Source organism: Streptomyces sp. NPDC002669, assembly GCF_042889165.1.
Taxonomy (GTDB): domain Bacteria; phylum Actinomycetota; class Actinomycetes; order Streptomycetales; family Streptomycetaceae; genus Streptomyces.
Window position 1 is genome coordinate 1 of sequence record NZ_JBIAQQ010000031.1, and the last position, 20,140, is coordinate 20,140.

Consider the following 20,140-nt stretch of genomic DNA (forward strand, 5'->3'; position numbering starts at 1 on the left):
CGCCCCGGTCCAGGCGGGCGGCGCCCCGATCGCGGGCATCGGCGTCGCCGGCGCCCCCTCCGGCGACCTGGACGAGAAGTTCGCCCGGGCCGGCGCCGCGGTCCTGAACAAGTAGGACAGGAGCGGAGGTCGCGTGATGCCGCCTTTCGACAGCACCGGCGACGCCGCGGGCGGGGGCGGCGCGTCCTCCCGGTTCCGGCCGGCGCACGGCACCGTCCGTACCGTGCGCCGTCGGCTCCTCGACCCCGTCCGTGTCCGGGCCGGACTCAGGGCGGGCATCGGCATCGCGGTGCGCACGCGGATGAGGGCCATGTCGGCCGTGCTGCGCGGCGCGAGCAGCCCGAGGAGCACTCCCCCGACCCCCGCCGAACACGCCCTGCTGGCGGCGGCGGGCGCGGGGGACACCGCAGGGGTGCGGGCCGCGCTCGCCGCCGGTGCCGAGGTGGAGGTGCGGGACCGTCACCGCCGCACCCCGCTCCTGCTCGCCGCCGCGGGCGACCACGTGGCCGCGGCCGAGGTGCTCGTCGCCGCGGGGGCCGACCCCGACGCCCGGGACGACCACGAGGACAGCGCCTGGCTGGTGACCGGGGTGACCGGCAGCGTGGCGATGATGCGCACCCTGCTCCCGGCCGGCCCCGACCCGTCGTCGTGCAACCGTTTCGGCGGCACCGCCCTGATTCCCGCCTGCGAACGCGGCCACGTCGGCTACGTACGGGCCCTGCTGCGCGAGACCGACATCGACGTCGACCACGTCAACCGCCTCGGCTGGACCGCCCTGTTGGAGGCGGTGATCCTGGGCGACGGCGGCCCCACGCACGAGGAGGTCGTGGAACTGCTCATCACGGCGGGCGCCACGGCCGGCCTCCCGGACGGCGACGGCGTCACGGCCCTCGAACACGCGGAACGGCGCGGGTTCACGCACATCGCGGGCCTGCTGCGGGCCGTGCGCTGAGACGCGCCCGCCGGGTCCCGCCCGGGCCGGCCCCGTGCCCGCCCCGGGCCGCGGAGCCCTTGGCCCGGGCGCCGTGCCCGGACGCGCCGGGGCCCCGCGCCGGGCGGGGCCGGGAGCGGACGCGCGGCAAGGTGCGAATTTGCTGATGCGCCGCCCCCTCCGGCTGATCGGGATCCGTGCCGGTCAGGGTCTTGACGCCGCGTGGGACACGCTATTGGATGTGCGACCAATAGGTAATTGGCCGGGCGCTCAATAGTGGCATCGCGGTCTGTGGATCCGAGAGGTCTCGATGGCGACGAACTCCACCCCTTCCGTGCGGTCCTCGAACTCCTCCCCGGGGCCCTCCGACAGCCACGGCGCCGAACGCGCGGGTCAGTTGGAGACCCGGGGCATCGATCTGGTGCCCGCGGACGAACGCGGCGGGCACCCGCGCCGGCTGTTCGCGGTCTGGGCGGCACCGAACGTGAGCTATCTGAGCTTCGTCGTCGGAGCCACGCTGATCCTCATGGGGCTGACGCTCCCGCAGACCATCGGCGTGATCCTCGCCGGGAACCTGCTGTGGATCTGCACGGGCGTCCTGGCGGCCAGCGGACCGGTCGCCGGTACGAGTGGATCGGTCATCTCGCGTGCGGTGTACGGGGTCGTGGGCAACAAGGTCGTGCTCGTCCTGACCGGCTGGCTCATCGCCGCGGCCTACCTCGCCCTGAACTGGTCGGCGGCCTCGGTCGCGGGCATCGGGCTGGCGGGCCGGATGGGGCTGCCGGACAGCCGGGTCGTCGACGCGGTCGTCATCTGTCTCATCGCCGGGGGGACGCTGCTGATAGCGATCTTCGGGTACGCCACGATCGTGCGCCTCTACGCCGCGCTCAGCGTCCTTCTGACCGTCGTGTTCGTCGTGGTCACGGGGTACGTGCTCGCCGGGACCGACTGGTCCTACGCCCCGGCCGAGCCGCTGCGGGGCGTCGCGCTCGTCGCGACGCTCGGCGCGGGCTTCACGATCGTCGCCTCCGCCCCGCTCTCGTACACCAACAGCCCCGACCTCGCCCGCTACCTCCCCCGTGACAGCAGCCCCGTCGCCATCGCCGGATGGACTGCTCTCGGCGCGTACCTGCCGAGCGTGGTCTTCACCGCCGTCGGCGCGTTCGCGGCGACCTCCCTGGACATGAGCGACCCGCAGGCCGCGCTGGAGACCATCCTGCCGGGCTGGTTCGTCCCCGTCTTCGTCATCGCGGTCGTCGTCAACACGATGACCAACAACGGCATGACGGCCTACAGCGCCGGCCTGTCCATCCAGTCGGTCGGTGTCCGCATCGCCCGCATCCCGGCGGTCCTGGTCATCGGCGCCCTCGGCACGGCGATGACGCTGTACGCGATCCTCGTCTTCGACTTCCTGACCAGCGTCAACACCATGCTCCAGCTCGTGGTCGTGGTGACCGGTCCGGCCATGGCGGTGGCCGTGACCGACCTGGCCCTGCGACGCAACCGCTACGACGGCGCCGTCCTCCTGGAGGCGCGGCGCGGCGGCCCGTTCTGGTACCGCGGCGGCGTCCACTGGGCCGGAATCCTGGCGCTCGTCGTCGGTGGCATCGCCGCCACGATGTGGGTGACCACCAGCTTCTGGGCCGGCCCCGCAGCGAAGGCCCTGTGGGGTGTCGACGCGGCGATCTTCGCCGGTATGATCACGGCTTCCGCCGTCTACTGGGCGGCGACCCGCGTCCTGGGGAGCATCCCGCGCGGCTGACGCGCGCCCCGCCCCCGTACCACCGGCTGGTGTCCCGGTCCACGAAAGGCTCCCGGGCGGCGGCGAGCCCGATGCGGTCGTCGCCCTCGCCGGGAAGTTCGTCAGACCCCGTCCCCTCCCATCGGCGCGCCCCGGACCACCGACAGGTCTCCGGGGAGGCTTCGCCGGTCTCGTGGACCCTCCGCGTGGCCGGGCTCGTCGGCTGTACCGCCCGCTTCGTCTGCGGCAGACGCCTCCTCCCGGGAGCGGCGCTCACCCTGTCGACCACCTTCACCGGCTTGCTGTGCGCCTGGCTGATGACCCGGGGAGCGGTGCTCCCGCTCAGCGCGACGCCGCGTACGTGCTGCCCGTGGGAGTCTTCGTCACGCGCATCGTGCTGCTCGGACGGTTCCGGCGGACCTCGTCCGTCCCCGGTACGCTCGTCGGCTGCTACGCGCTCTTCGCCGGCCAGGGCAGCCACTGGGCCCCGCTCCTCGCCCGCTGGAAACCCGCCACCGAGCCGGAGCCCACCGACCCCGGGACCGTCGGTCGTCCCGGCAGAGTCGCGGACCTAACGGCTCTGGCCCTGCGTCTGTTCGTGGCCCCGGTCGGCACCCAGTCCGCGGGCCGGTCCCTGGCAGCCCTGAGCCGCCGCGATGCCCAGCGCCACCAGCAGCGTCACCACGACGAAGACGACGAGCCGCTGCCGCAGCAGCCGCGGATTGGCGGGCCGCAGACCCGTCGAGGTCGTCCGGTTCCCGGGCCGCGTCCCCGGCCTGCCGTTCGTCGGCCGGCCGTTCGTCCCGTTCGTGCCCTGCGGACGCCGGTCGGACCGGGTGGTGCTGCGCGGCTGCTGCGGACGCGAACCACCCGTGCGCGAACCGCCGGTACGTGAACCATCGGTACGCGAACCACCGGTGCGCGCACCCCCGGACCTGGACGACGGGCCCTGCCGGCTGTCCTGCGGAAGCTTCTGCTGACGGGGCCCGGGAGGCGCCGCGCGCCGGGTCTGCTGCTCGGTGTACGGGCCGTCGAGACGGCCGGTCGGCCGGTCCGGATCCTGCGTCGAACGCTGCGCGGGCGGCCGGCCCGTGCGCAGCCCCTGCGCCTCCCGCGCCGCGATCTCCTTGAGCCGCATGGAGAGTTGAAGCGTGCTCGGCCGCTCCTCGGGGTCCTTCGCCAGGCAGGCGCTCACCAGGGGCGCCAGCGCGTCGTGCACATCGTGCAGCTGCGGCTCCTCGTGCACCACGCGGTACAGCATCACCTCGGAACTGCCGTGCCCGAAGGGCGAGTCGGCCATCGCCGCGTACGCCAGCGTGGCACCGAGCGAGAACACGTCGGTCGCGGGCGTCACCGCCGCGCCCCGCACCTGCTCGGGGGCGAGGAAGCCCGGCGAACCCACCGCCGTGCCGACATGGGTGAGCGTGGAGGCCCCGGTCGCCCAGGCGATCCCGAAGTCGATGATCCGGGGCCCCTTGGGGGAGAGGAGGATGTTCGACGGCTTCAGGTCACGGTGCACCACACCGGCCTCGTGCACCGCCACCAGACCCTCGGAGAGCGCGGCCCCGATCGAGGCCACCTCGACCGCCGACAACGGTCCTTCCTCGGCCACCTTGTCGTGCAGCGAGGGTCCCGGGACGTACTGGGTGGCGAACCACGGGCGGTCCGCCTCCAGATCGGCGGCCACCAGCCGCGCCGTGCAACCACCGCGGATCCGCCGGGCCGCGGAGACCTCGCGCGCGAACCGCGACCGGAACTCCTGGTCCTCCGCCAGATCGGGGCGGATCACCTTCAGCGCCACCCGCTGACCACGCCGGTCAGATCCCAGGTAGACGACACCCATGCCGCCCGCCCCGAGCCGCCGGTGCAGCCTGAACGAGCCGACGACACGCGGGTCCTCGCGCCGGAGCCGCATCATCGCCATGTCTGCCCATCCCCGCTGCCTGGTCCGCCTGACGAGGCACAGCTTACGTACCCGGCGCCCGGGGCGCTCAGAGGCCGCGCCCTCGCCGGACGATCGATTGCCGGTACGCGGCACGGGCCGTGACGGGCCGTGGGCCGGCAGCCGGCCCACGCCGCATCGGCCCCCGGCCCCCAAAGCGGTTGCCCCGACAGGCCGTTGGAGTCGCATGGCCGAAAACCATATGGTGCGGCCCCGGCCGGCACGGGCGTGCGCGGACCGACCGGAGGCCCGGCAGATCGCGCCGCCCGGCCGACGGGGGAGCGGGAGGGTGAGTGAAGTCACGGTCACGGACGGTTCCGCCGCAACCGTGGCGGGCGGGGCCGGCCGGCCGCGGACGACGTCCCGTGCCCCGGAACCGGACCCTGTCCGACGGAGATACGACAACGGCATCAGAAATCGGGTGAATACCCGGCCGAGCGGCCCGCCGCCTGCCCGGACGGTTTCGCGACCTCCACCACTTTCTACCTGGTCAAAGCCCTTTTCCCGGTTGTCTCGACACCCTTCGGGCACTTCGATACATCGGAGGTCGGGTGGGAGGAACACCCGACAACCCCTCAGGGATGTCCCCAAGGAAGTGCACCCGTTCTCCACCCAGGGGAGTACACCGCCCACCGGCGGCTCATCCTCCGGGAGGCCCGTCATTAGGTACGCGGGCATGACGTCGTCCGTCCCCCGCGTCCCTACTGTTGAGGTCAAGCGGCGGGCGCAACACTCGTCCCCCGAGGTCACACGCCCGCCGCTCCATATCGAGTCGGGAGAGGAACCATGGCGGACACGGCAACGCGGACCATGATCCGTACGCGGGGACGCAGGTTCCACACCGCGTTCGGCGCCCGTCCGTCGTCCGGTACGCGCCACCCCCTGGTGGCGACGGCGATGGTTCTTCCCCTGGCGGCCCTGCTCGTGGTCGTCTTCGGCGGCTGGGACGCGGTGGTCACACAGGCGTCGTCCGTGGGCGTGATGCTGGGGCGCTGAGCGGCGCCCGGGGTCCGGAAGAGCGGTCCGGACCGGGACATCCGGCCAACAGCCCCGTGGGGACGGGGGTGCGGCGGACGGCAGCGTTTGTCCGGTCAGCTGGGGAGCTGACCGGACATCGCGTTTTCCGGAACCGTTCACGACGGAGCACCCGCCCCGCACACCCGAGGCACCTTCGGCCCCGTCCCGCCCCACGGCCCCGAGCGCCCCGTCCGCCGGGCCGTTCCCACCGCCCGGTGCACGTACGCTCGTCGACGGGCCCGGCACGGACCGGGCCGCCCGTGCATCCGCTCGCCACCGGGGGAGACCGTGACCACCGCAGTCATACGCGCGCTGGGCGACCTCGCCCACCGGGCCGCGCACCCGCGCCCCGAGGCCCCCTGCGCCTGCCCGCCCCCGACGGTGCTCGCGGACCGCGCGGACGGCACCGTGGTCCGCAGCGGGACCGTCGTCGCCAAGGCCCACGCCTCCGGCACGGACGCCCCCGGCCTGCTCACCCGCCTCGCCCTCGCGGACGACCCCCGGCTCACCGGCATCCTGCTCGCACCGCTGCACCCCCGCCCCGCCCGGAACCCCGAAGCCTCCGGGCCGGACCCTCTCCCCGACCGCCCCGTCACGCTGTGGCCCCACGGTGCGCCCGTCGACCCCGGCGACCCGGACGCAGCCCCCTGGGAGGAGGCCGCCGGTCTGCTGGCCGCACTGCACCGCACCCCGCCCCCGGCCTCCCTCGTGCTGCCGCCCATGCGGGGCCCCGCGAAGGCCGCGCTCGCCGTCGCCCGGATGTGTGCCGCCCGCCCGGACGACCCGGCCGCCGCCCCCGTGCTCGCGGCCTGGCGCCGACTGCCCGCCTGGGCCCGCGACGAGGCCGCCCCGCCCCCGCCCCGTTCGTCCTTCCTCTGCCACGGCGATCTGCACCTGGGCCAGCTCGTCCGCCACCCGGCCCCGCACGGGCCCTGGCTGCTCATCGACGTCGACGACCTCGGCCTCGGCGACCCCTCCTGGGACCTCGCCCGCCCCGCCGCCTGGTACGCGGCCGGCCTCCTGCCCACCGAGGTCTGGTCCCGCTTCCTGGGCGCCTACCGGGCCGCGGGCGGCCCTGCCGTGCGCGCCGAGGGCGACCCCTGGCCCGAACTGGACGTCCCGGCCCGCGCCCTGACCGTCCAGTCCGCCGCGCTGGCGCTCGCCAAGTCCGCGGCGGAGGGCCGGGCTCCGGACGAGGTGGAGCAGACGATGCTCGACGCCTGCGCCCGAATCGCCTCCCTCCTGCCGGAGTTGGCCGCCGGGCAGTCGTCGTAGGCTGAACCGACCGTCGGCGGACATCCCTTCCGGCGACGGCGGTCCCAGAACGAGGAGTGAGCCGAAACCATGCAGTGTCCCAAGTGCCACGCGCAGATGCACACGTACAACCGCAACGGCATCCAGATCGAGCAGTGCAGCGGCTGCCGGGGAATCTTCCTCGACTACGGCGAGCTGGAGTCCCTCACCCGCATCGAGGCGCAGTGGGCGCAGCAGGCCCCGCCCGCGCCGCCGGCCCCGCAGGCGTACCCCGCCGCCCCGGCGCCCGCCTGGGGCGCGCCGCAGCACCACGGCGGCCACTACCGGCACAAGAGCTTCGGCCGCATGCTCTTCTCGTCCTGAACCGGACGGCCGCACCGAGCGCCTGACCGCGTGGGGCCGGACGTCTCCCGTCCGGCCCCACGGGCGTCCACCGCTCCCGGCGGGAACGAAGAAGCCCCGGTCGTCGAGGACGACCGGGGCTTTCGCTGGTGCGCGATACTGGGATTGAACCAGTGACCTCTTCCGTGTCAGGGAAGCGCTCTCCCGCTGAGCTAATCGCGCAGGGTTAACCTGCGTGTACTGCGTGCGCGATACTGGGATTGAACCAGTGACCTCTTCCGTGTCAGGGAAGCGCTCTCCCGCTGAGCTAATCGCGCGGGGATCCTTGCGGACCAGTGGACGATACTGGGATTGAACCAGTGACCTCTTCCGTGTCAGGGAAGCGCTCTCCCGCTGAGCTAATCGTCCTTGGAGGTGGAGACGGGATTTGAACCCGTGTAGACGGCTTTGCAGGCCGTTGCCTCGCCTCTCGGCCACTCCACCCGGAGTGAGGGTTCGGGAAGATCCCCCACTTTTCTGCGAGCGGACGACCAGGTTCGAACTGGCGACCTCAACCTTGGCAAGGTTGCGCTCTACCAACTGAGCTACGTCCGCTTGTCTTTCCCGGTCCGCTTGCGCGTCCCGGCGACGTGTTGAACTCTAGCGGATTCCCGGGCCAGTACAAAAACGCGTTTGCGCAGCGTGCTGAGGTGCACCCGCCCCGGCGCGGCTCGCCGCACGCCCCTCGGGCGTCCCTCCCGGTGAACCCCGCCCCACAGAGCCCCCTGACGCGTGTGCCCGGGGCGTCGGCCAAAAGCCCTGGTGGCCCCGGTGGGGGAGCTCCGGCCGGGGCGCGGCCGCGTTGCCCGGACCCCGCTCACCGGCCCGGACCGGCCCGGGCGGAAGACCCTAGACTCGACCGCGTGCACGACCTTGCTCCAATGGCCCGCTTCGACGGCCTCCTCGCATCCGACCTGCGGGATGTGACCAGTGATCCCGCGGCCCTCGAATCGACCGGGTTCTGGGCCGTCTCCGCCGATTTCGAGGGCCGCCTCGTCTGCGCGCGCTTCGGTTCCGTGCGCAGGCGGCCGGTGCCCGCCCCGGTGCCCGGCGCCTGGCGCGGCCCCGCGGCCGGCGACTGGACCTCGTCCCTGGACCGGGCCATGTACACCACGGGCGTACGGCGGATTCGTGAACGCATCGCGACGGGCGAGGTCTACCAGGCCAACCTCTGCCGGGTGATGACCGCGCCCCTGCCCGACCCGGCCGCCGCGGACGTGGACGCGCTGACCGCGCTGCTGGCCCGGGGCAACCCCGCCCCGTACGCAGGAACGATTCGGCTGCCCGCGCACGGCGTCGAGATCGCCACCGCGTCCCCCGAGCTCTTCCTCCGGCGGGACGGCCGGACCGTCGAGTCGGGACCGATCAAGGGCACCGGCCGGACCGAGGGCGACCTGCTGGAGAAGGACCACGCCGAGAACGTGATGATCGTCGACCTGGTCCGCAACGACCTCGGCCGGGTCTGCGCCACCGGTTCGGTCACCGTTCCCGACCTCTGCGTGGTCGAGAAGCACCCCGGCCTGGTCCACCTCGTCTCCACCGTGCGCGGCGAACTCGCCGAGGGCGCCGGCTGGCCCGAACTCCTCGACGCCGCGTTCCCGCCCGGATCGGTCACCGGGGCGCCCAAGTCCAGCGCCCTGCGGATCATCGGGGAACTGGAGACCGCGCCGCGCGGGCCCTACTGCGGAGGCATCGGCTGGGTCGACGCCGACCGCCGCACCGCCTCGCTCGCCGTCGGCATACGCACCTTCTGGATCGACCGGACCGGGACGGTGCCGGTGCTCCGCTTCGGTACCGGGGCCGGCATCACCTGGGGCTCGGATCCCGAACGCGAATGGGACGAGACCGAACTCAAGGCATCCCGACTGCTCGCGGTGGCGTCGGGCGACCACGGAACGACAGGAAGGACCGCATGATGAGGATGTGGGTGAACGGCGGCCTGCGGGACGCCGACGACGCCAGGGTGTCCGTGCTCGACCACGGGCTCACGGTGGGGGACGGCGTCTTCGAGACGATCAGGACCACCGACGGCAGGCCCTTCGCCCTCACCCGCCACCTCGACCGGCTGGCCCGGTCGGCCCGCGGCCTCGGCCTCCCCGAGCCGGACCCGGACGAGATACGCCGGGGCTGCGCCGCCGTCATCGACGCCAACCCGATGCCGCTCGGCCGGCTGCGCATCACCTACACCGGCGGAATCTCCCCGCTCGGCTCCGACCGCGGCGACGCGGGCCCCGGGCTGGTCATCGCCCTCGGCGGGGCCGTCCGCCGGCCCGACACCACCGCAGTGATCACCGTCCCCTGGACGCGCAACGAACGCGGCGCGCTCGTCGGGCTCAAGACCACGTCGTACGCCGAGAACGTCGTCGCCCTCGCCCGCGCCCACGAGCACGGCGCCTCGGAGGCGCTCTTCGCCAACACGGTCGGACAGCTCTGCGAAGGCACCGGCTCCAACGTCTTCGTCGTGCTCGACGGACAACTGCACACCCCGCCCGTCGCCTCCGGCTGCCTCGCCGGGATCACCCGCGCGCTGGCCGTGGAGTGGACGGGCGCCCAGGAGACCGAGCTGCCGTTCGACGTCCTGGAACGGGCCGAGGAGATCTTCCTGACCTCCACGCTGCGCGATGTGCAGGCCGTCCACCGGGTGGACGACCGGGAGCTGCCCGGCGGCCCGGGGCCGGTGACCGCGAAGGCCATGCGGATCTTCGAGGAGCGGGCCGGGAACGACCTCGACCCGTAGGACCGGCATCCCGAATCCGTAAAACCGGGTGACGCGGCGGGGCCCGGTGGATAGAACAGCACGGATGACCACCACCCTCCGGCCGACCGGGCCGATCCAGCAAGGCGCCGACGGCGTGAAGACCCGCACGTACGACGTGTGCGACAACGGACGGGCCGTCGGTTCCGTCGAAGTCGGCACCGACGCGGCGTTCGGCGTGGGGGCCGGCGTGCTGCGCTCCCTGCGCATCGACGAACCCGACCGGCGGCGCGGCCGCGGCACCATCGCCGCGCTCGCCGCCGAGGAGGTGCTGCGCGGCTGGGGCTGCGCCCAGGTCCGCCTGGAGGCACCGGCGGACAACGAGGCGGCCCAGGGCCTGGCGGCCGCGCTCGGCTACACCGAACGCAGCCGCAACATGCTCAAGGAACTCGGCCCCACGGCCCCCGCGCTCCCGGACGGGGCCGTCGCCCGGCCGATGACCGCCGAGGAGTTCGAGACCTGGCGGAGCACCAGCATCGAGGAGTACGCGAAGTCCTGGATCGACCGGGGCGTGCCGGCCGAGCAGGCCATGCGCAAGTCCAGGGCCGACCACGAGCGCAACCTGCCGGACGGCCGGGACACCGAGGGCATGCTCCTCCACGTGCTCGTGGACCGGGGCGCGGCCGTCGGCCACCTGTGGGTGTCGGTGCGGGAGAAGATCGAGGGCGTGGGAGCCGGATTCGTCTTCGACGTCGAGGTGGCCGAGGAGCACCGGGGCCGCGGCCACGGACGCACCCTGATGCTGCACGCGGAGCACCTCGTCCTGGCCGCGGGCCCCCGCCGGCTCGGGCTGCACGTGTTCGCCTCCAACACGCCCGCCCTGCGGCTGTACGAGTCGCTCGGCTACCGAACGGCCCAGTACAACCTGGCCAAGGCGCTCTGACCCGTCCGCTCAGCCCCGTGCGGCGAGCAGCCGGTCGGCGATCTCCGCGATGCGCTCCCGCAGCCCGTCCTGGCTCTTGCCGCCGTCCAGCCGCTCGTCGCCGATCACGTACGTCGGGGTGCCGGTGACCCCGATCGCCTTGCCCTCGGCCTGGTCGGCGTCGACGATCAGCATGTGCCGCCCGTCGATCAGGGCGGTGTCCATCTCCTCGGCGTCCAGGCCGAGTTCCCGCGCCACCTCGATCAGCAGCGGTTCGCCGACGCGGCCGAGGTCGTCGGTGCGGGCGAGGAGGGCCTCGACGTACGCCCAGTCCTTGCCCTGGGCCACGGCTTCCTCGGCGGCCTGCGCGGCGGCGTGGGCGTGCTTGTGCCGCTCCAGCGGGAAGTGCCGCAGCCGTACCTCCAGCCGGTCGCCGTACTCGGCCCGCAGGGCCCGCACATCGTCGAGGGCCCGGTGACAGTCGGGGCACTGGAGATCGCACCAGACGTCGAGGACGACGGGTGCCGCAGGGGTGGAATCGCTCATGGGACCAGTCTCCCAGGGGCCGCCCCCGCCCCCCAAACCGCACCCGCCCCCGGTGGCCACGGGGCGGCACCTGGGGAGGATCCCGGCCCTGAAAAGTCCCTGATGTGGTTCTCCGTCGTGGCCTCCCGCCCGGTCGCCGGTGCAGGATGGAAGGGACGTTTCCCCGTGCGCCTGGAGGCACCGATGCTTGCCGAGACCATCTGCGCCGCGGTGTCCGCCGCGGGCCTGGGCATCGCCGCCGTCACCGCGTACCGCAGGCGTTTCCTCGCCGCTGCCCGGATCGCCGCCTACTCGCTGGTCCCGATCGGGCTGGCGCTGACCGGGATCGTGGACTGGGTGGCCGGAATCGCCTTCGAACCGAGCATCTGGGCCGGCTTCGGGCTGCTCGCGCTGGCCTGGGTGCTGTTCACGACCACGCGCGCGGTCGAACGCCGCGGCGGCGGCACCCGCAAGGAACGCAGGGCCGCGGCACGGGCGGCGCGGGCGGACGCCGTCGCCCCCGGCGCGTCGGCGCCCTCCCTGGGAGCCGGGGCACCGGCGGCCCCGAAGACGAAGTCCCGGCAGCAGCCCGCCTCGTCCGGTGACGACTTCAGCGACATCGAGGCCATCTTGAAGAAGCACGGCATCTGACCCGCGCCGCACCGGGCGGCGGACCGCCCCGGGGCGCCGTCCGTACGATGGGGCGACGCCGCGGACGGGCGCGGCCGAGGGCATTGGTGGGGCAGGACGAGTGGCGCGTGTGGCAGGGATCAAGGATGTGGCCCGGCGGGCCGAAGTCTCCGTGGGCACGGTCTCCAATGTGATCAACAGGCCCGAGGCGGTGCTGCCGGAGACCCGCGCCCGGGTGCTGGCGGCCATCGAGGAACTCGGGTACGTGCGCAGTGAGTCGGCGCGCCAGCTCAGGGCGGGCCGGAGCCGGATCATGGCGCTGCTCGTCCTCGACATGGGCAATCCGTTCTTCGTGGACGTGGCCCGGGGCGCCGAGCGCGCCGCCCGGAAGGCCGGCCTCGGCGTCATGGTCTGCAACAGCGACCAGGACCCGGCGGAGGAGGCCGAGTACCTGGGGCTCTTCGCCGAGCAGCGGGTGTGCGGCGTCCTGGTCACGCCCGCCGACGCGACCGGCCGGAACCTGGCGGCGTTCCGCCGCCACCGGATCCCCTTCGTCCTGGTGGACCGGGTGGCGTCCGGCGGGGGGACCTGCGCGGTCTCCGTCGACGACGTCCGCGGCGGCGCCCTGGCCGTCGGTCACCTGGTCTCGGCCGGACACCGCTCGGTGGCGTACGTCAGCGGCCCCGGCGACCTCCAGCAGATCAAGGACCGGCGCGAGGGCGCCCTGGCGGCGCTGGCCGAGGGCGGACTGCCGCCCGGGGCGCTCGTCGAGATCCCCTCCGAACGCCTGGACGTGGCGGCCGGCCGCGACGCCGGGGCCCGGCTGCTCGGCCTCGCGCCCCGGCCGACCGCGGTGTTCTGCGCCAACGACCTGCTCGCCCTCGGTGTGCTGCAGGCGCTGTACGCGGCGGGCGTCCGGGTGCCGCACGACATGGCCATCGTCGGGTACGACGACATCGAGTTCGCCGCCGCGGCGGCCGTGCCGCTCACCTCGGTCCGCCGGCCCGCGGCCGTGATGGGGCGGATGGCGGCGGAGCTGCTGCTGGAGGAGGCGGACGACGGGGGCGGCACCCACGAGCACCGCGATGTGGTGCTCCGGCCGGAACTCGTGGTGCGGGCCTCCAGCACGGCGCCGGGCCCGGCGGACCCGGGAACGCTGCCGAACACGTGACGGCGGATCGCCCGCCGGAGCGAATCACGGACGACCCGGTACGAGTGAACTCCCGTCGTGAGGAGGGTTATTGGCGTTCTGCGGGTGCTGAGTACGTCATGATCGTCCCGAGATGGTGGACACCTCCCGGGGCGATGCCCCCGCACCCCCTGCCGAAGAGCCGCGCGGCTGCCTCTTCGCGCTTTCCCAGCCCCCGTTGATGATCTTCCTCGGAGTGATCGGCGGCCTGCTGCTGATGGCCGCGCTGCACGATCTGTTCATGCTGTGAACGGTCAGCCGGCCGCTTCCTTGCGGCGTGCCCGGTACGCGGCCACGTGCAGACGGTTGCCGCACGTGCGGCTGGAGCAGTAGCGGCGGGAGCGGTTGCGGGACAGGTCGACGAAGGCGTGCCGGCAGTCCGGCGCCTCGCACCTGCGCAGCCGTTCGAGCTCGCCCGCCACCACGATGAAGGCCAGCGCCATGCCGCAGTCGGCCGCGAGGTGGTCGGCGATCGAGGCGTCCGGCGCGAAGTAGTGCACGTGCCAGTCGTAGCCGTCGTGATTGCTGAGCTGCGGAGTCGTGCCGGCGGCGGCGACGAGCGTGTTGACGAGCGAGGCGGCGAGCTGGGTGTCGTCCGTCGCGAAGATCTTCGCGAAACGGGCCCGTACGTCCCGCACCGCCCGCAGGTCCTTCTCGTCGAGCGTGCCGACGCCGCTGATGCGATGGCGCCGCGCGAAGTCGTACAGCGTCTCGACGCCGGCGAGACCGTCGCCCGGTCCGTCCTCCGTCCGCGCCCCGCTCGACGGCGGTTCGCTCTCCGGTGCGGTGTTGAGCAGATCGACCACCGTGTCGAGGGCGATCCGGGTGTCGTGTGGGATCAGCACGCTTTCGCTCCCTGCCTCCGGCGGGCGGGTGCCCGCCGATGCCGGCTGACTCTACTGGCTCGGCGGCGGGGCGCAGAGGCCCGAGAGGACCCGTGAGAGGTGCGGTGAGCGCATACCGGCCACGGGTCGGTCCGAGGGGGCCGGGCCGCGGCCGCAGGCCCCGTACGGGCGCACTCCGGCCCGGCGCGGGCGCCGGGCCGCCGGAGGGGGCCTGCGGCGGACGCGCACCGGCGCCGTGACCACGGTGGATCGTGTGGTCACGGCGCCGGGGCCGGCCGTATGAGGTTGTCCGCGCGACGCCGTCTCCCCGAGTCGGACGGCGCCGCGCGGCTCTCCGCCTGGCTCAGCTCTCGGCCAGGATGTGAGAGAGCTCCGTATCGAGGTCGAAGTGACGATGCTCGGTGCCTGGTGGGACCGCGGCGTCGGTCCGCTTCAGGAACGACTCCAGGGCCCGCGCCGGGGCTTCGAGCAGGGCCTCGCCCTCCGGGGAGCTCAGCGCGATGCAGACGACGCCCTGGCCGTGACTACGGGATGGCCAGACGCGGACGTCTCCGGTGCCGGTGGGGCGGTGCAGCCCCTCGGCGAGGAGGTCGCGGGCGAATACCCATTCGACCGTCTCCTCCGCTCCGGTGTGGAAGGTGGCGTGCACGGCATACGGATCGGCCGTGTCATACCGCAGGCCCGCGGGGACAGGCAGTGAGGACTCGCTCGACACAACGAGGCGCAGGTGCAGCTCGCAGCTGACCGTGGTGTTCATAAGCGCCAGGGCCTTTCGCTCAGTGTGCGCTCGGGGATTCGCACGTCGGCGAAATCGACATGCCACCTACGGTGGCGTTGTAAACCCCTCTGACCTTTTTGTGTTCCTTCGGATAGCTCGTACGGCGGTGTGTGACTTTCGGTTATGCGGCCATTCCGGTGATGAAGCCCGTTCAGGTAGGTTGTCCTTCATGAATGCGGAGCGTGACGAGCGGGGCGGGGGCGCCGGACGGGCGGCCGCCGGCCCCGCCGCGGGGGATGGGGCGGACGGCGTGACGGGGGAGGCCACCCAGGAGGTGACGAAGGAGGACCGGGAGCTCGGATCCAGGGCGCCCGGCTTCATCAAGGCGTCCAGGGCGCTGCACCTGAGCTGGCAGGTCGGCGTCTTCGTGGTCGGTCTCGCCGTGGTCGTGGCGGGGATCATCATGCTGCCGCTGCCCGGCCCCGGCTGGCTGGTGATCTTCGGTGGCATGGCGATCTGGGCGACCGAGTTCGTCTGGGCCCAGCTGGTGCTCCGCTGGACGAGGCGGAAGGTCACCGAGGCCGCCCAGCGGGCGCTCGACCCCAAGGTCCGGCGGCGCAACATCATCCTCACCGTGACCGGCCTGGTGATCGTCGCGGTGCTCGTGGGGATCTACGTCTGGAAGTTCGGCATCGTCATGCCCTGGAAGATCGACGAGTGATCCCGGGGCGGGTGCGGGGCTGATCCGGGGGTGGTCACGGAGCACCGCTGACATGGGGTAATGTTTGGTCCGCACCCGGGCGATTAGCTCAGTGGGAGAGCGCTTCGTTCACACCGAAGAGGTCACTGGTTCGAACCCAGTATCGCCCACCCCGGACGGAGGGCCCGTGAGACGCAGAGTCTCACGGGCCCTCCGTGTTTTCCGCTCCGGGGTTCCTCCGGTACGGGACGTGAGCACTTTCGCGAATGATTCGGCCCGGGCGGCGGCCGGAGTGCGATCCGCTCAGCGACAAGCGGTATCCGGATATCGCGTACGGACAGGTTGCCGGAGGTGGCGGGAATTCCCGAAAAGAGTTCGCCGAGCCGCTCCCCGGGCAATGTTCCGGAGCATTCGAGAACTGCGTCGCAATTGCATTGCGTCGGCAGGTGGTGCGAACTGCTCCATTTCACGGGCGAGTTCGCGGCACCCGCTTCCCGGCGGACGGCCGACGGCCGGCCCGGAGCCTCCGCGGAGGCATCCCGGACCGGCCGTGCGACGCCCCGTCAGCGCATCCTGCCCAGGGTCTCCTTCAGCCGCCGCGCGTCGCGCAGGCGCTGTTCGTACGTCGCCCCGACGACCACCAGCAGCAGCCCGGCCAGTGCGGGCGGCAGCCAGCGCGGCAGCGCGCCGACGACCTGGACCACGTACGGCGCCAGTTCGTGCAGGGCGTCCAGCGCGAGCACCGCACCGCCGAGCAGCAACAGCGCCTGCAGCCGCAGCCGCGCACCGGCCAGCGTGATCACGAGCGCCGCCACACCGAGCAACAGGGGACGCAGCCAGTGCGGATCGACCCAGGCCGCGAAGAGGCTCGGCACCAGCGTCGCCGCGAGCCCCGGCCCGTAGGCCGTCCACGACGACGCCTCCGGGTCGCGGCGCCGGCGCAGCACGCCGACCACCAGGGCGGGCACCGTCACCGGCAGCGTGTACGCCTCCGGGTCCGACACCCCCGAGGCCGACAGCCGCACCCAGGAGGCCAGGACGAACAGCACCACCGCCAGGTACCCGGCGACCGGCCGCCGTTCGGCCCGTACGGCCGTGGCCGCCGCCAGTACGCCGCACAGCGCCAGCACCAGGGCCAGGAACGGCCGGTCCGGCAGGGCCAGGCAGATCGCCACCATCGCCGCCGAGGCCCCGGCCAGTTCCACGGGGAGCGCACTCGGACGGTTCCCCAGCCGGGCCCCGAGCAGCACCGTCGCCAGGGGGACGACCAGCAGGACCGGCGCCGCCCGATGGGCGGGCAGTTCCCACGACGCCCCGAGCGCACGGGCGAGCACCGTCGCGCAGAGCACGGCCCCGCACACGGCCACCGTCTGCGCGATCCACGGCAGCCGGACAAAGGGCGCCGCCGGGGCTGCGGGGGACTGCGCCACCGGCCCCGCGACCCCGTCGAGCAGCACGGCGGCCGCCGCGCACACCACCAGCAGGACCGAGAACACCGCGTACGTCGCGCCCTGCACGGCGAGCGAGAGGAACCCCGTGCTCACCGCGCCGGCCAGGGCGCACACCAGCGCGGTCGCCCCCGAAGCGCTCGCGCCCCGGCGCAGCCCCGCCACCGCCACCGCGAACGCCCCGGCGGCCAGCACCGACTGCACCGCCACCGCCGCCGCGTACGGGAACCCCAGTACCGCGGGCGACACGACGAGCCCCGCCCAGCCGAGCCCCAGCGCCACGGCCCCCGCCGCACCCCGCCAGGAAGCGCCCGGCGACACCACCGGACCCGCCGCCCGGACCAGCCGGTCCCACGACCGGTGCGCCGACGCCGCCAGACCGGCCACCGTCAGCAGCACCACCGGAGCCGCGGTCATGTGGGACCACGCCGGACCCCCGGCCCCCAGCGCGCCCCGCACACCGCCGTCGGGCACTCCGGACCACACTTCGCCCAGCCGCGACACCGGACCCAGCAACGACACGCCGACCGCGGGCAGCGCGTCCAGCACGGCGGTCGCGACCACCGCCGCCGAGGCCCACAGCACCCCCTGCCCGACCGGCCGCGGCAACCGGGCGCGCACGGCCGCCGACAGCACCACCCCGCACAGCAGGTACACCGGGACCGACCAGTTTCCGTCCGCCCCGGCCCGCAGCACACCGCCCACCGCGGCCACCCCGCAGAGCCCCGCCAGCAGACCACCGGCCACCGCGAACCCCGTCGGCGCGCGCCACGCCCCGGCCAGCGCGATCGCCGCACCCGTGAGCAGCAGCGCGGCCGGAGTCAGCGCGGCCGGGGCGGACCCGGCCGAGACGGACTGCCCCAGGGCCACCAGCAGCCCCAGCAGCCCCGTCGTCCAGCAGCCGACGCAGGCGGTCACCCGCACCGGGAGCCGCGTGACCCGTACGGCGATCGCGCAGTCCAGCGCGGCCGTCAGCAGCAGCGCCCACCCGAACACCGTGGCACCGGCCCCCGCCGACCACGCCCACAGCAGCAGCGGCAGCTGCGCGCTCACCACCGCCAGGGGCAGTGGCAGCCGCAGCCGGTCCAGCAGCAGCCCGTACGCGCACCACAGCGCCGCGAGCACCGCCGAGGCGACCGCGGCGAAACCCGCCCCGCCGGCCTCCGGCACCGCCACCCGGTGCAGGGCGTACGCGTCCAGGACCATCAGCACCGACGCCAGGGCGGCGAGCGACTCGGCCGTCGAGGACAGTTTGCGACGCAGCAGCACGGCGGGAGCGGCGAGCGCGGCGAGCGTGACCACGGCGAGCACCGCCGAACGGCCGCCGATGCCCATGCGGCCCCAACTGACCAGGGTGAAGGCGATCGCGGCGATCGCCAGCAGCAGACCGCCCAGGGTGAGCAGCACGTTCTGCGCGCTGCGCTGCTCGGCCCGCGCGGCCGGGGGCCCGAACGGGGCCGGGCCGGACGGGGGAGGTCCGAACGAACCGGCGAACTGCGGTGGGGCCGGCGTCGCGGGCGGCGTCAGCACACTCACCAGCCAGGCACGGCGAACCAACAGCTGGGACCGGCGGGCGTCCAGCCGGGCCAGTTCGCGATCGAGGAGCGCCAATTCCTCGGCGGGCGGCGGCACATGTTCCATGTCACGGAGTGTGGTGCGAGCCACAGGTTCAAACATGCGCTCGGATACTCAGTTCCCCGGCTGAGTACGCGCAGACTGGGACCATGGACTGGAGCCACTACCGCTTCCTGAGCATCTGGGACCTTCCCGGCCCGCCCGACACCGTCTACGAGATCCTCCTGCGCGCCGACGACTACCCGTGCTGGTGGCCGCAGTTCCGCGAGGTCGCCCGGCTCGACGCCGCCACCGGCACCGCCCGGATCCGTTCCCTCCTCCCGTACGACCTCGTCATGACCATTCGCGAGAGCCGCCGCGATCCGTCGGCCCGGGTCGTCGAGGCGGTCCTCGGCGGCGACCTGGAGGGCTGGGCCCGGTGGACGGTCCTCCCGCACGGCGCCGGCAGCCGGGCCGTCTACGAGCAGGAGGTCGAGGTGCGCAAGCGGCTGATGCGGCTCCTCGCGGTGCCCGGACGCCCGGTGTTCCGCGCCAACCACGCCCTGATGATGCGCGCCGGACGGCGGGGACTGACGGCCCGGCTGGAAGGAGTTTGAACCCGACCCGCCGAGCCCTGTATGGTTCAACCCGTTCCCGGGCGATTAGCTCAGTGGGAGAGCGCTTCGTTCACACCGAAGAGGTCACTGGTTCGAACCCAGTATCGCCCACCCGGAAGAGACCGGTCCGTCAGCACCAACGACGGACCGGTCTTCTGTTTCTCCCCACCGTTTCCTTCCACGTGGGCCGCGCCGGCACCGGACCGGGCGGCCGGTCACCTCACGCCGCGGCGGGCAGCGCCGGGCGCAGCGGCCACGCCGGATCCACCGCCTCCTCGGTGCCGTTCTTCGCGAACCACGCCTGCAGGCCGCGCGCCTGCGCCGCGTGCCACACGGCCTGCAGGGTGTGCAGCTCCGCCGGGGTCAGCCGCTCCAGACGCGACGAGAACCGCCGCGCCACCGCCCGCACCAGCTCCAGCGCCGCCGCCGCGTCGGCCGCCGCGTCGTGCGCGCCGTCGAGCACCACGCCGTACAGCTCGCAGAGGTCGGTGAGGGTGCGCCGCCCCTTGCGATAACGGTCCAGGTGCTTGTCGAGCACGCGCGGATCCAGCACGCACAGCGGCGCCTGCTGGAGGTACTGGGCGAGCGACGAGGCCCGGTGCCGCTTCAGCTCCCGGTCCAGCAGCGTCAGGTCGAACGGCGCGTTCATCACGACCAGCGGGCGTCCGGCCGCGGTCTGCTCGGCCAGCGCCCGGCCTATCTCCTCCACCACCGGAGCCGGCCAACGGCCGTTGCGCTGCAGGTGGTCGTCGGTCAGACCGTGGATCTCTATCGCCCCGGGAGGCACCGGAATGCCCGGATTCACCAGCCAGCGGGTGACGCGCATCCGCCCGCCCGCCACGTCCTGGACGACCAGGGCGGCCGAAACGATCCGGTCCCCCTCGACGTCGACTCCTGTTGTCTCGGTGTCAAAAGCGGCCAACGGCCCCTCGTACCAATGAGTCATCCCCGAACTCCTCGTGTCCGGACGGCAGGCGGTGTGATTCCCCTGCCCGGTTCGGTGATACCCGCGCGCTTTGCCTGGTACGCCG

At 73.5% G+C, this 20,140-nt stretch carries 19 protein-coding genes, 7 tRNA genes and 1 pseudogene; 16 read left to right on the plus strand and 11 right to left on the minus strand.

Annotated features, from left to right (window positions below):
* From ACFYW1_RS32670 to ACFYW1_RS32680, 3 genes and pseudogenes are all read left to right on the plus strand, one after another.
* A pseudogene (locus ACFYW1_RS32670) lies at positions 1-115 on the plus strand (heme-binding protein); the annotation flags it as partial.
* A gap of 195 nt (positions 116-310) precedes the next feature.
* Positions 311-952, plus strand: coding sequence for an ankyrin repeat domain-containing protein (locus ACFYW1_RS32675; protein WP_389001697.1), 642 nt, complete (start codon positions 311-313; stop codon positions 950-952).
* Positions 953-1,241: 289 nt separating this feature from the next.
* Complete coding sequence (locus tag ACFYW1_RS32680; RefSeq protein WP_389001456.1) at positions 1,242-2,693, plus strand: purine-cytosine permease family protein; 1,452 nt, start codon at positions 1,242-1,244, stop codon at positions 2,691-2,693.
* A gap of 550 nt (positions 2,694-3,243) precedes the next feature.
* Here the strand turns inward: ACFYW1_RS32680 and ACFYW1_RS32685 are convergent.
* Positions 3,244-4,596 (minus strand): protein kinase, encoded by a 1,353-nt coding sequence (locus ACFYW1_RS32685; protein ID WP_389001459.1) that lies wholly within the window; start codon positions 4,594-4,596, stop codon positions 3,244-3,246.
* An 804-nt stretch (positions 4,597-5,400) separates the two neighbouring features.
* Between ACFYW1_RS32685 and ACFYW1_RS32690 the strand changes: the two genes are divergently transcribed.
* The 3 genes from ACFYW1_RS32690 to ACFYW1_RS32700 all read left to right on the plus strand — a co-directional run bounded on the left by ACFYW1_RS32690 (position 5,401) and on the right by ACFYW1_RS32700 (position 7,248).
* On the plus strand, positions 5,401-5,610 hold the full coding sequence (locus tag ACFYW1_RS32690; protein ID WP_148833444.1) for a hypothetical protein: 210 nt from the start codon (positions 5,401-5,403) through the stop codon (positions 5,608-5,610).
* 309 nt (positions 5,611-5,919) lie between these two features.
* Positions 5,920-6,906: a phosphotransferase family protein gene (locus ACFYW1_RS32695; protein ID WP_389001463.1), complete on the plus strand. Its 987-nt coding sequence runs from the start codon at positions 5,920-5,922 to the stop codon at positions 6,904-6,906.
* A gap of 69 nt (positions 6,907-6,975) precedes the next feature.
* The gene (locus ACFYW1_RS32700) at positions 6,976-7,248 is read left to right on the plus strand and encodes a zf-TFIIB domain-containing protein (RefSeq protein WP_266735950.1); all 273 of its coding nucleotides are present in this window, start codon (positions 6,976-6,978) and stop codon (positions 7,246-7,248) included.
* A gap of 126 nt (positions 7,249-7,374) precedes the next feature.
* Here the strand turns inward: ACFYW1_RS32700 and ACFYW1_RS32705 are convergent.
* The 5 genes from ACFYW1_RS32705 to ACFYW1_RS32725 form a co-directional block, all read right to left on the minus strand.
* Positions 7,375-7,449, minus strand: a tRNA-Val gene (locus ACFYW1_RS32705).
* Positions 7,450-7,472: 23 nt separating this feature from the next.
* Positions 7,473-7,544, minus strand: a tRNA-Val gene (locus tag ACFYW1_RS32710).
* 19 nt (positions 7,545-7,563) lie between these two features.
* Positions 7,564-7,635 (minus strand) — tRNA-Val (locus tag ACFYW1_RS32715).
* Position 7,636: 1 nt separating this feature from the next.
* Positions 7,637-7,710 (minus strand) — tRNA-Cys (locus ACFYW1_RS32720).
* 38 nt (positions 7,711-7,748) lie between these two features.
* A tRNA-Gly gene (locus ACFYW1_RS32725) sits at positions 7,749-7,821 on the minus strand.
* Positions 7,822-8,147: 326 nt separating this feature from the next.
* Here ACFYW1_RS32725 and ACFYW1_RS32730 point away from each other — a divergent pair.
* The 3 genes from ACFYW1_RS32730 to ACFYW1_RS32740 all read left to right on the plus strand — a co-directional run bounded on the left by ACFYW1_RS32730 (position 8,148) and on the right by ACFYW1_RS32740 (position 10,904).
* Positions 8,148-9,182, plus strand: a complete 1,035-nt coding sequence (locus ACFYW1_RS32730; RefSeq protein ID WP_389001700.1) for a chorismate-binding protein — start codon at positions 8,148-8,150, stop codon at positions 9,180-9,182.
* The gene (locus ACFYW1_RS32735) at positions 9,182-10,003 is read left to right on the plus strand and encodes an aminotransferase class IV (RefSeq protein WP_389001703.1); all 822 of its coding nucleotides are present in this window, start codon (positions 9,182-9,184) and stop codon (positions 10,001-10,003) included. The genes ACFYW1_RS32730 and ACFYW1_RS32735 overlap by 1 nt, the downstream gene beginning before the upstream one ends.
* Positions 10,004-10,067: 64 nt before the next feature.
* On the plus strand, positions 10,068-10,904 hold the full coding sequence (locus ACFYW1_RS32740) for a GNAT family N-acetyltransferase (RefSeq protein WP_389001467.1): 837 nt from the start codon (positions 10,068-10,070) through the stop codon (positions 10,902-10,904).
* Between the two features lie 9 nt (positions 10,905-10,913).
* Here the strand turns inward: ACFYW1_RS32740 and ACFYW1_RS32745 are convergent, their stop codons facing one another.
* The gene (locus ACFYW1_RS32745; RefSeq protein ID WP_389001470.1) at positions 10,914-11,429 is read right to left on the minus strand and encodes a DsbA family protein; all 516 of its coding nucleotides are present in this window, start codon (positions 11,427-11,429) and stop codon (positions 10,914-10,916) included.
* Positions 11,430-11,612: 183 nt separating this feature from the next.
* On the opposite strand from ACFYW1_RS32745, the gene ACFYW1_RS32750 reads away from it, so the two are divergent.
* From ACFYW1_RS32750 to ACFYW1_RS32760, 3 genes are all read left to right on the plus strand, one after another.
* The gene (locus tag ACFYW1_RS32750) at positions 11,613-12,059 is read left to right on the plus strand and encodes a hypothetical protein (RefSeq protein WP_389001473.1); all 447 of its coding nucleotides are present in this window, start codon (positions 11,613-11,615) and stop codon (positions 12,057-12,059) included.
* 100 nt (positions 12,060-12,159) lie between these two features.
* Positions 12,160-13,209, plus strand: coding sequence for a LacI family DNA-binding transcriptional regulator (locus ACFYW1_RS32755; protein WP_389001476.1), 1,050 nt, complete (start codon positions 12,160-12,162; stop codon positions 13,207-13,209).
* Between the two features lie 112 nt (positions 13,210-13,321).
* Positions 13,322-13,477, plus strand: a complete 156-nt coding sequence (locus ACFYW1_RS32760) for a hypothetical protein (protein WP_384231935.1) — start codon at positions 13,322-13,324, stop codon at positions 13,475-13,477.
* A gap of 4 nt (positions 13,478-13,481) precedes the next feature.
* On the opposite strand, the gene ACFYW1_RS32765 is transcribed toward ACFYW1_RS32760, so the two are convergent.
* Both ACFYW1_RS32765 and ACFYW1_RS32770 read right to left on the minus strand, forming a co-directional pair.
* The gene (locus ACFYW1_RS32765) at positions 13,482-14,072 is read right to left on the minus strand and encodes a CGNR zinc finger domain-containing protein (protein ID WP_389001481.1); all 591 of its coding nucleotides are present in this window, start codon (positions 14,070-14,072) and stop codon (positions 13,482-13,484) included.
* A 343-nt stretch (positions 14,073-14,415) separates the two neighbouring features.
* Positions 14,416-14,829, minus strand: a complete 414-nt coding sequence (locus ACFYW1_RS32770) for an SsgA family sporulation/cell division regulator (RefSeq protein WP_003959770.1) — start codon at positions 14,827-14,829, stop codon at positions 14,416-14,418.
* Between the two features lie 190 nt (positions 14,830-15,019).
* Here ACFYW1_RS32770 and ACFYW1_RS32775 point away from each other — a divergent pair, with 190 nt between their 5' ends.
* Both ACFYW1_RS32775 and ACFYW1_RS32780 read left to right on the plus strand, forming a co-directional pair.
* Positions 15,020-15,511 (plus strand): TIGR02611 family protein, encoded by a 492-nt coding sequence (locus tag ACFYW1_RS32775; protein WP_389001485.1) that lies wholly within the window; start codon positions 15,020-15,022, stop codon positions 15,509-15,511.
* Between the two features lie 77 nt (positions 15,512-15,588).
* A tRNA-Val gene (locus tag ACFYW1_RS32780) sits at positions 15,589-15,660 on the plus strand.
* Positions 15,661-16,053: 393 nt separating this feature from the next.
* Here ACFYW1_RS32780 and ACFYW1_RS32785 read toward each other — a convergent pair.
* Entirely contained in the window at positions 16,054-18,579 is a 2,526-nt protein-coding gene (locus tag ACFYW1_RS32785; RefSeq protein ID WP_389001488.1) for an SCO7613 C-terminal domain-containing membrane protein, read from the minus strand.
* A gap of 83 nt (positions 18,580-18,662) precedes the next feature.
* Here ACFYW1_RS32785 and ACFYW1_RS32790 point away from each other — a divergent pair, with 83 nt between their 5' ends.
* The gene (locus ACFYW1_RS32790) at positions 18,663-19,109 is read left to right on the plus strand and encodes an SRPBCC family protein (RefSeq protein WP_389001491.1); all 447 of its coding nucleotides are present in this window, start codon (positions 18,663-18,665) and stop codon (positions 19,107-19,109) included.
* 39 nt (positions 19,110-19,148) lie between these two features.
* Positions 19,149-19,220: transfer RNA gene (locus ACFYW1_RS32795), tRNA-Val, on the plus strand.
* 109 nt (positions 19,221-19,329) lie between these two features.
* Here ACFYW1_RS32795 and ACFYW1_RS32800 read toward each other — a convergent pair.
* Positions 19,330-20,055 carry a 3'-5' exonuclease gene (locus ACFYW1_RS32800; protein ID WP_389001494.1) on the minus strand — a complete coding sequence of 242 codons (726 nt, stop codon included), beginning with the start codon at positions 20,053-20,055 and terminating at the stop codon, positions 19,330-19,332.
* Between the last annotated feature and the right edge of the window lie 85 nt (positions 20,056-20,140).

What these genes read in the sequence shown, in the direction of transcription:
- ACFYW1_RS32745 (WP_389001470.1), bottom strand. Translation starts at nt 11,429, where the DNA reads ATGAGCGATTCCACCCCTGCGGCACCCGTCGTCCTCGACGTCTGGTGC.
- ACFYW1_RS32800 (WP_389001494.1), bottom strand. Translation starts at nt 20,055, where the DNA reads ATGACTCATTGGTACGAGGGGCCGTTGGCCGCTTTTGACACCGAGACA.
- ACFYW1_RS32685 (WP_389001459.1), bottom strand. Translation starts at nt 4,596, where the DNA reads ATGGCGATGATGCGGCTCCGGCGCGAGGACCCGCGTGTCGTCGGCTCG.
- ACFYW1_RS32690 (WP_148833444.1), top strand. Translation starts at nt 5,401, where the DNA reads ATGGCGGACACGGCAACGCGGACCATGATCCGTACGCGGGGACGCAGG.
- ACFYW1_RS32735 (WP_389001703.1), top strand. Translation starts at nt 9,182, where the DNA reads ATGAGGATGTGGGTGAACGGCGGCCTGCGGGACGCCGACGACGCCAGG.
- ACFYW1_RS32700 (WP_266735950.1), top strand. Translation starts at nt 6,976, where the DNA reads ATGCAGTGTCCCAAGTGCCACGCGCAGATGCACACGTACAACCGCAAC.
- ACFYW1_RS32770 (WP_003959770.1), bottom strand. Translation starts at nt 14,829, where the DNA reads ATGAACACCACGGTCAGCTGCGAGCTGCACCTGCGCCTCGTTGTGTCG.
- ACFYW1_RS32775 (WP_389001485.1), top strand. Translation starts at nt 15,020, where the DNA reads ATGAATGCGGAGCGTGACGAGCGGGGCGGGGGCGCCGGACGGGCGGCC.
- ACFYW1_RS32675 (WP_389001697.1), top strand. Translation starts at nt 311, where the DNA reads ATGTCGGCCGTGCTGCGCGGCGCGAGCAGCCCGAGGAGCACTCCCCCG.
- ACFYW1_RS32750 (WP_389001473.1), top strand. Translation starts at nt 11,613, where the DNA reads ATGCTTGCCGAGACCATCTGCGCCGCGGTGTCCGCCGCGGGCCTGGGC.
- ACFYW1_RS32680 (WP_389001456.1), top strand. Translation starts at nt 1,242, where the DNA reads ATGGCGACGAACTCCACCCCTTCCGTGCGGTCCTCGAACTCCTCCCCG.
- ACFYW1_RS32730 (WP_389001700.1), top strand. Translation starts at nt 8,148, where the DNA reads ATGGCCCGCTTCGACGGCCTCCTCGCATCCGACCTGCGGGATGTGACC.
- ACFYW1_RS32760 (WP_384231935.1), top strand. Translation starts at nt 13,322, where the DNA reads ATGGTGGACACCTCCCGGGGCGATGCCCCCGCACCCCCTGCCGAAGAG.
- ACFYW1_RS32740 (WP_389001467.1), top strand. Translation starts at nt 10,068, where the DNA reads ATGACCACCACCCTCCGGCCGACCGGGCCGATCCAGCAAGGCGCCGAC.
- ACFYW1_RS32790 (WP_389001491.1), top strand. Translation starts at nt 18,663, where the DNA reads ATGGACTGGAGCCACTACCGCTTCCTGAGCATCTGGGACCTTCCCGGC.
- ACFYW1_RS32785 (WP_389001488.1), bottom strand. Translation starts at nt 18,579, where the DNA reads ATGGAACATGTGCCGCCGCCCGCCGAGGAATTGGCGCTCCTCGATCGC.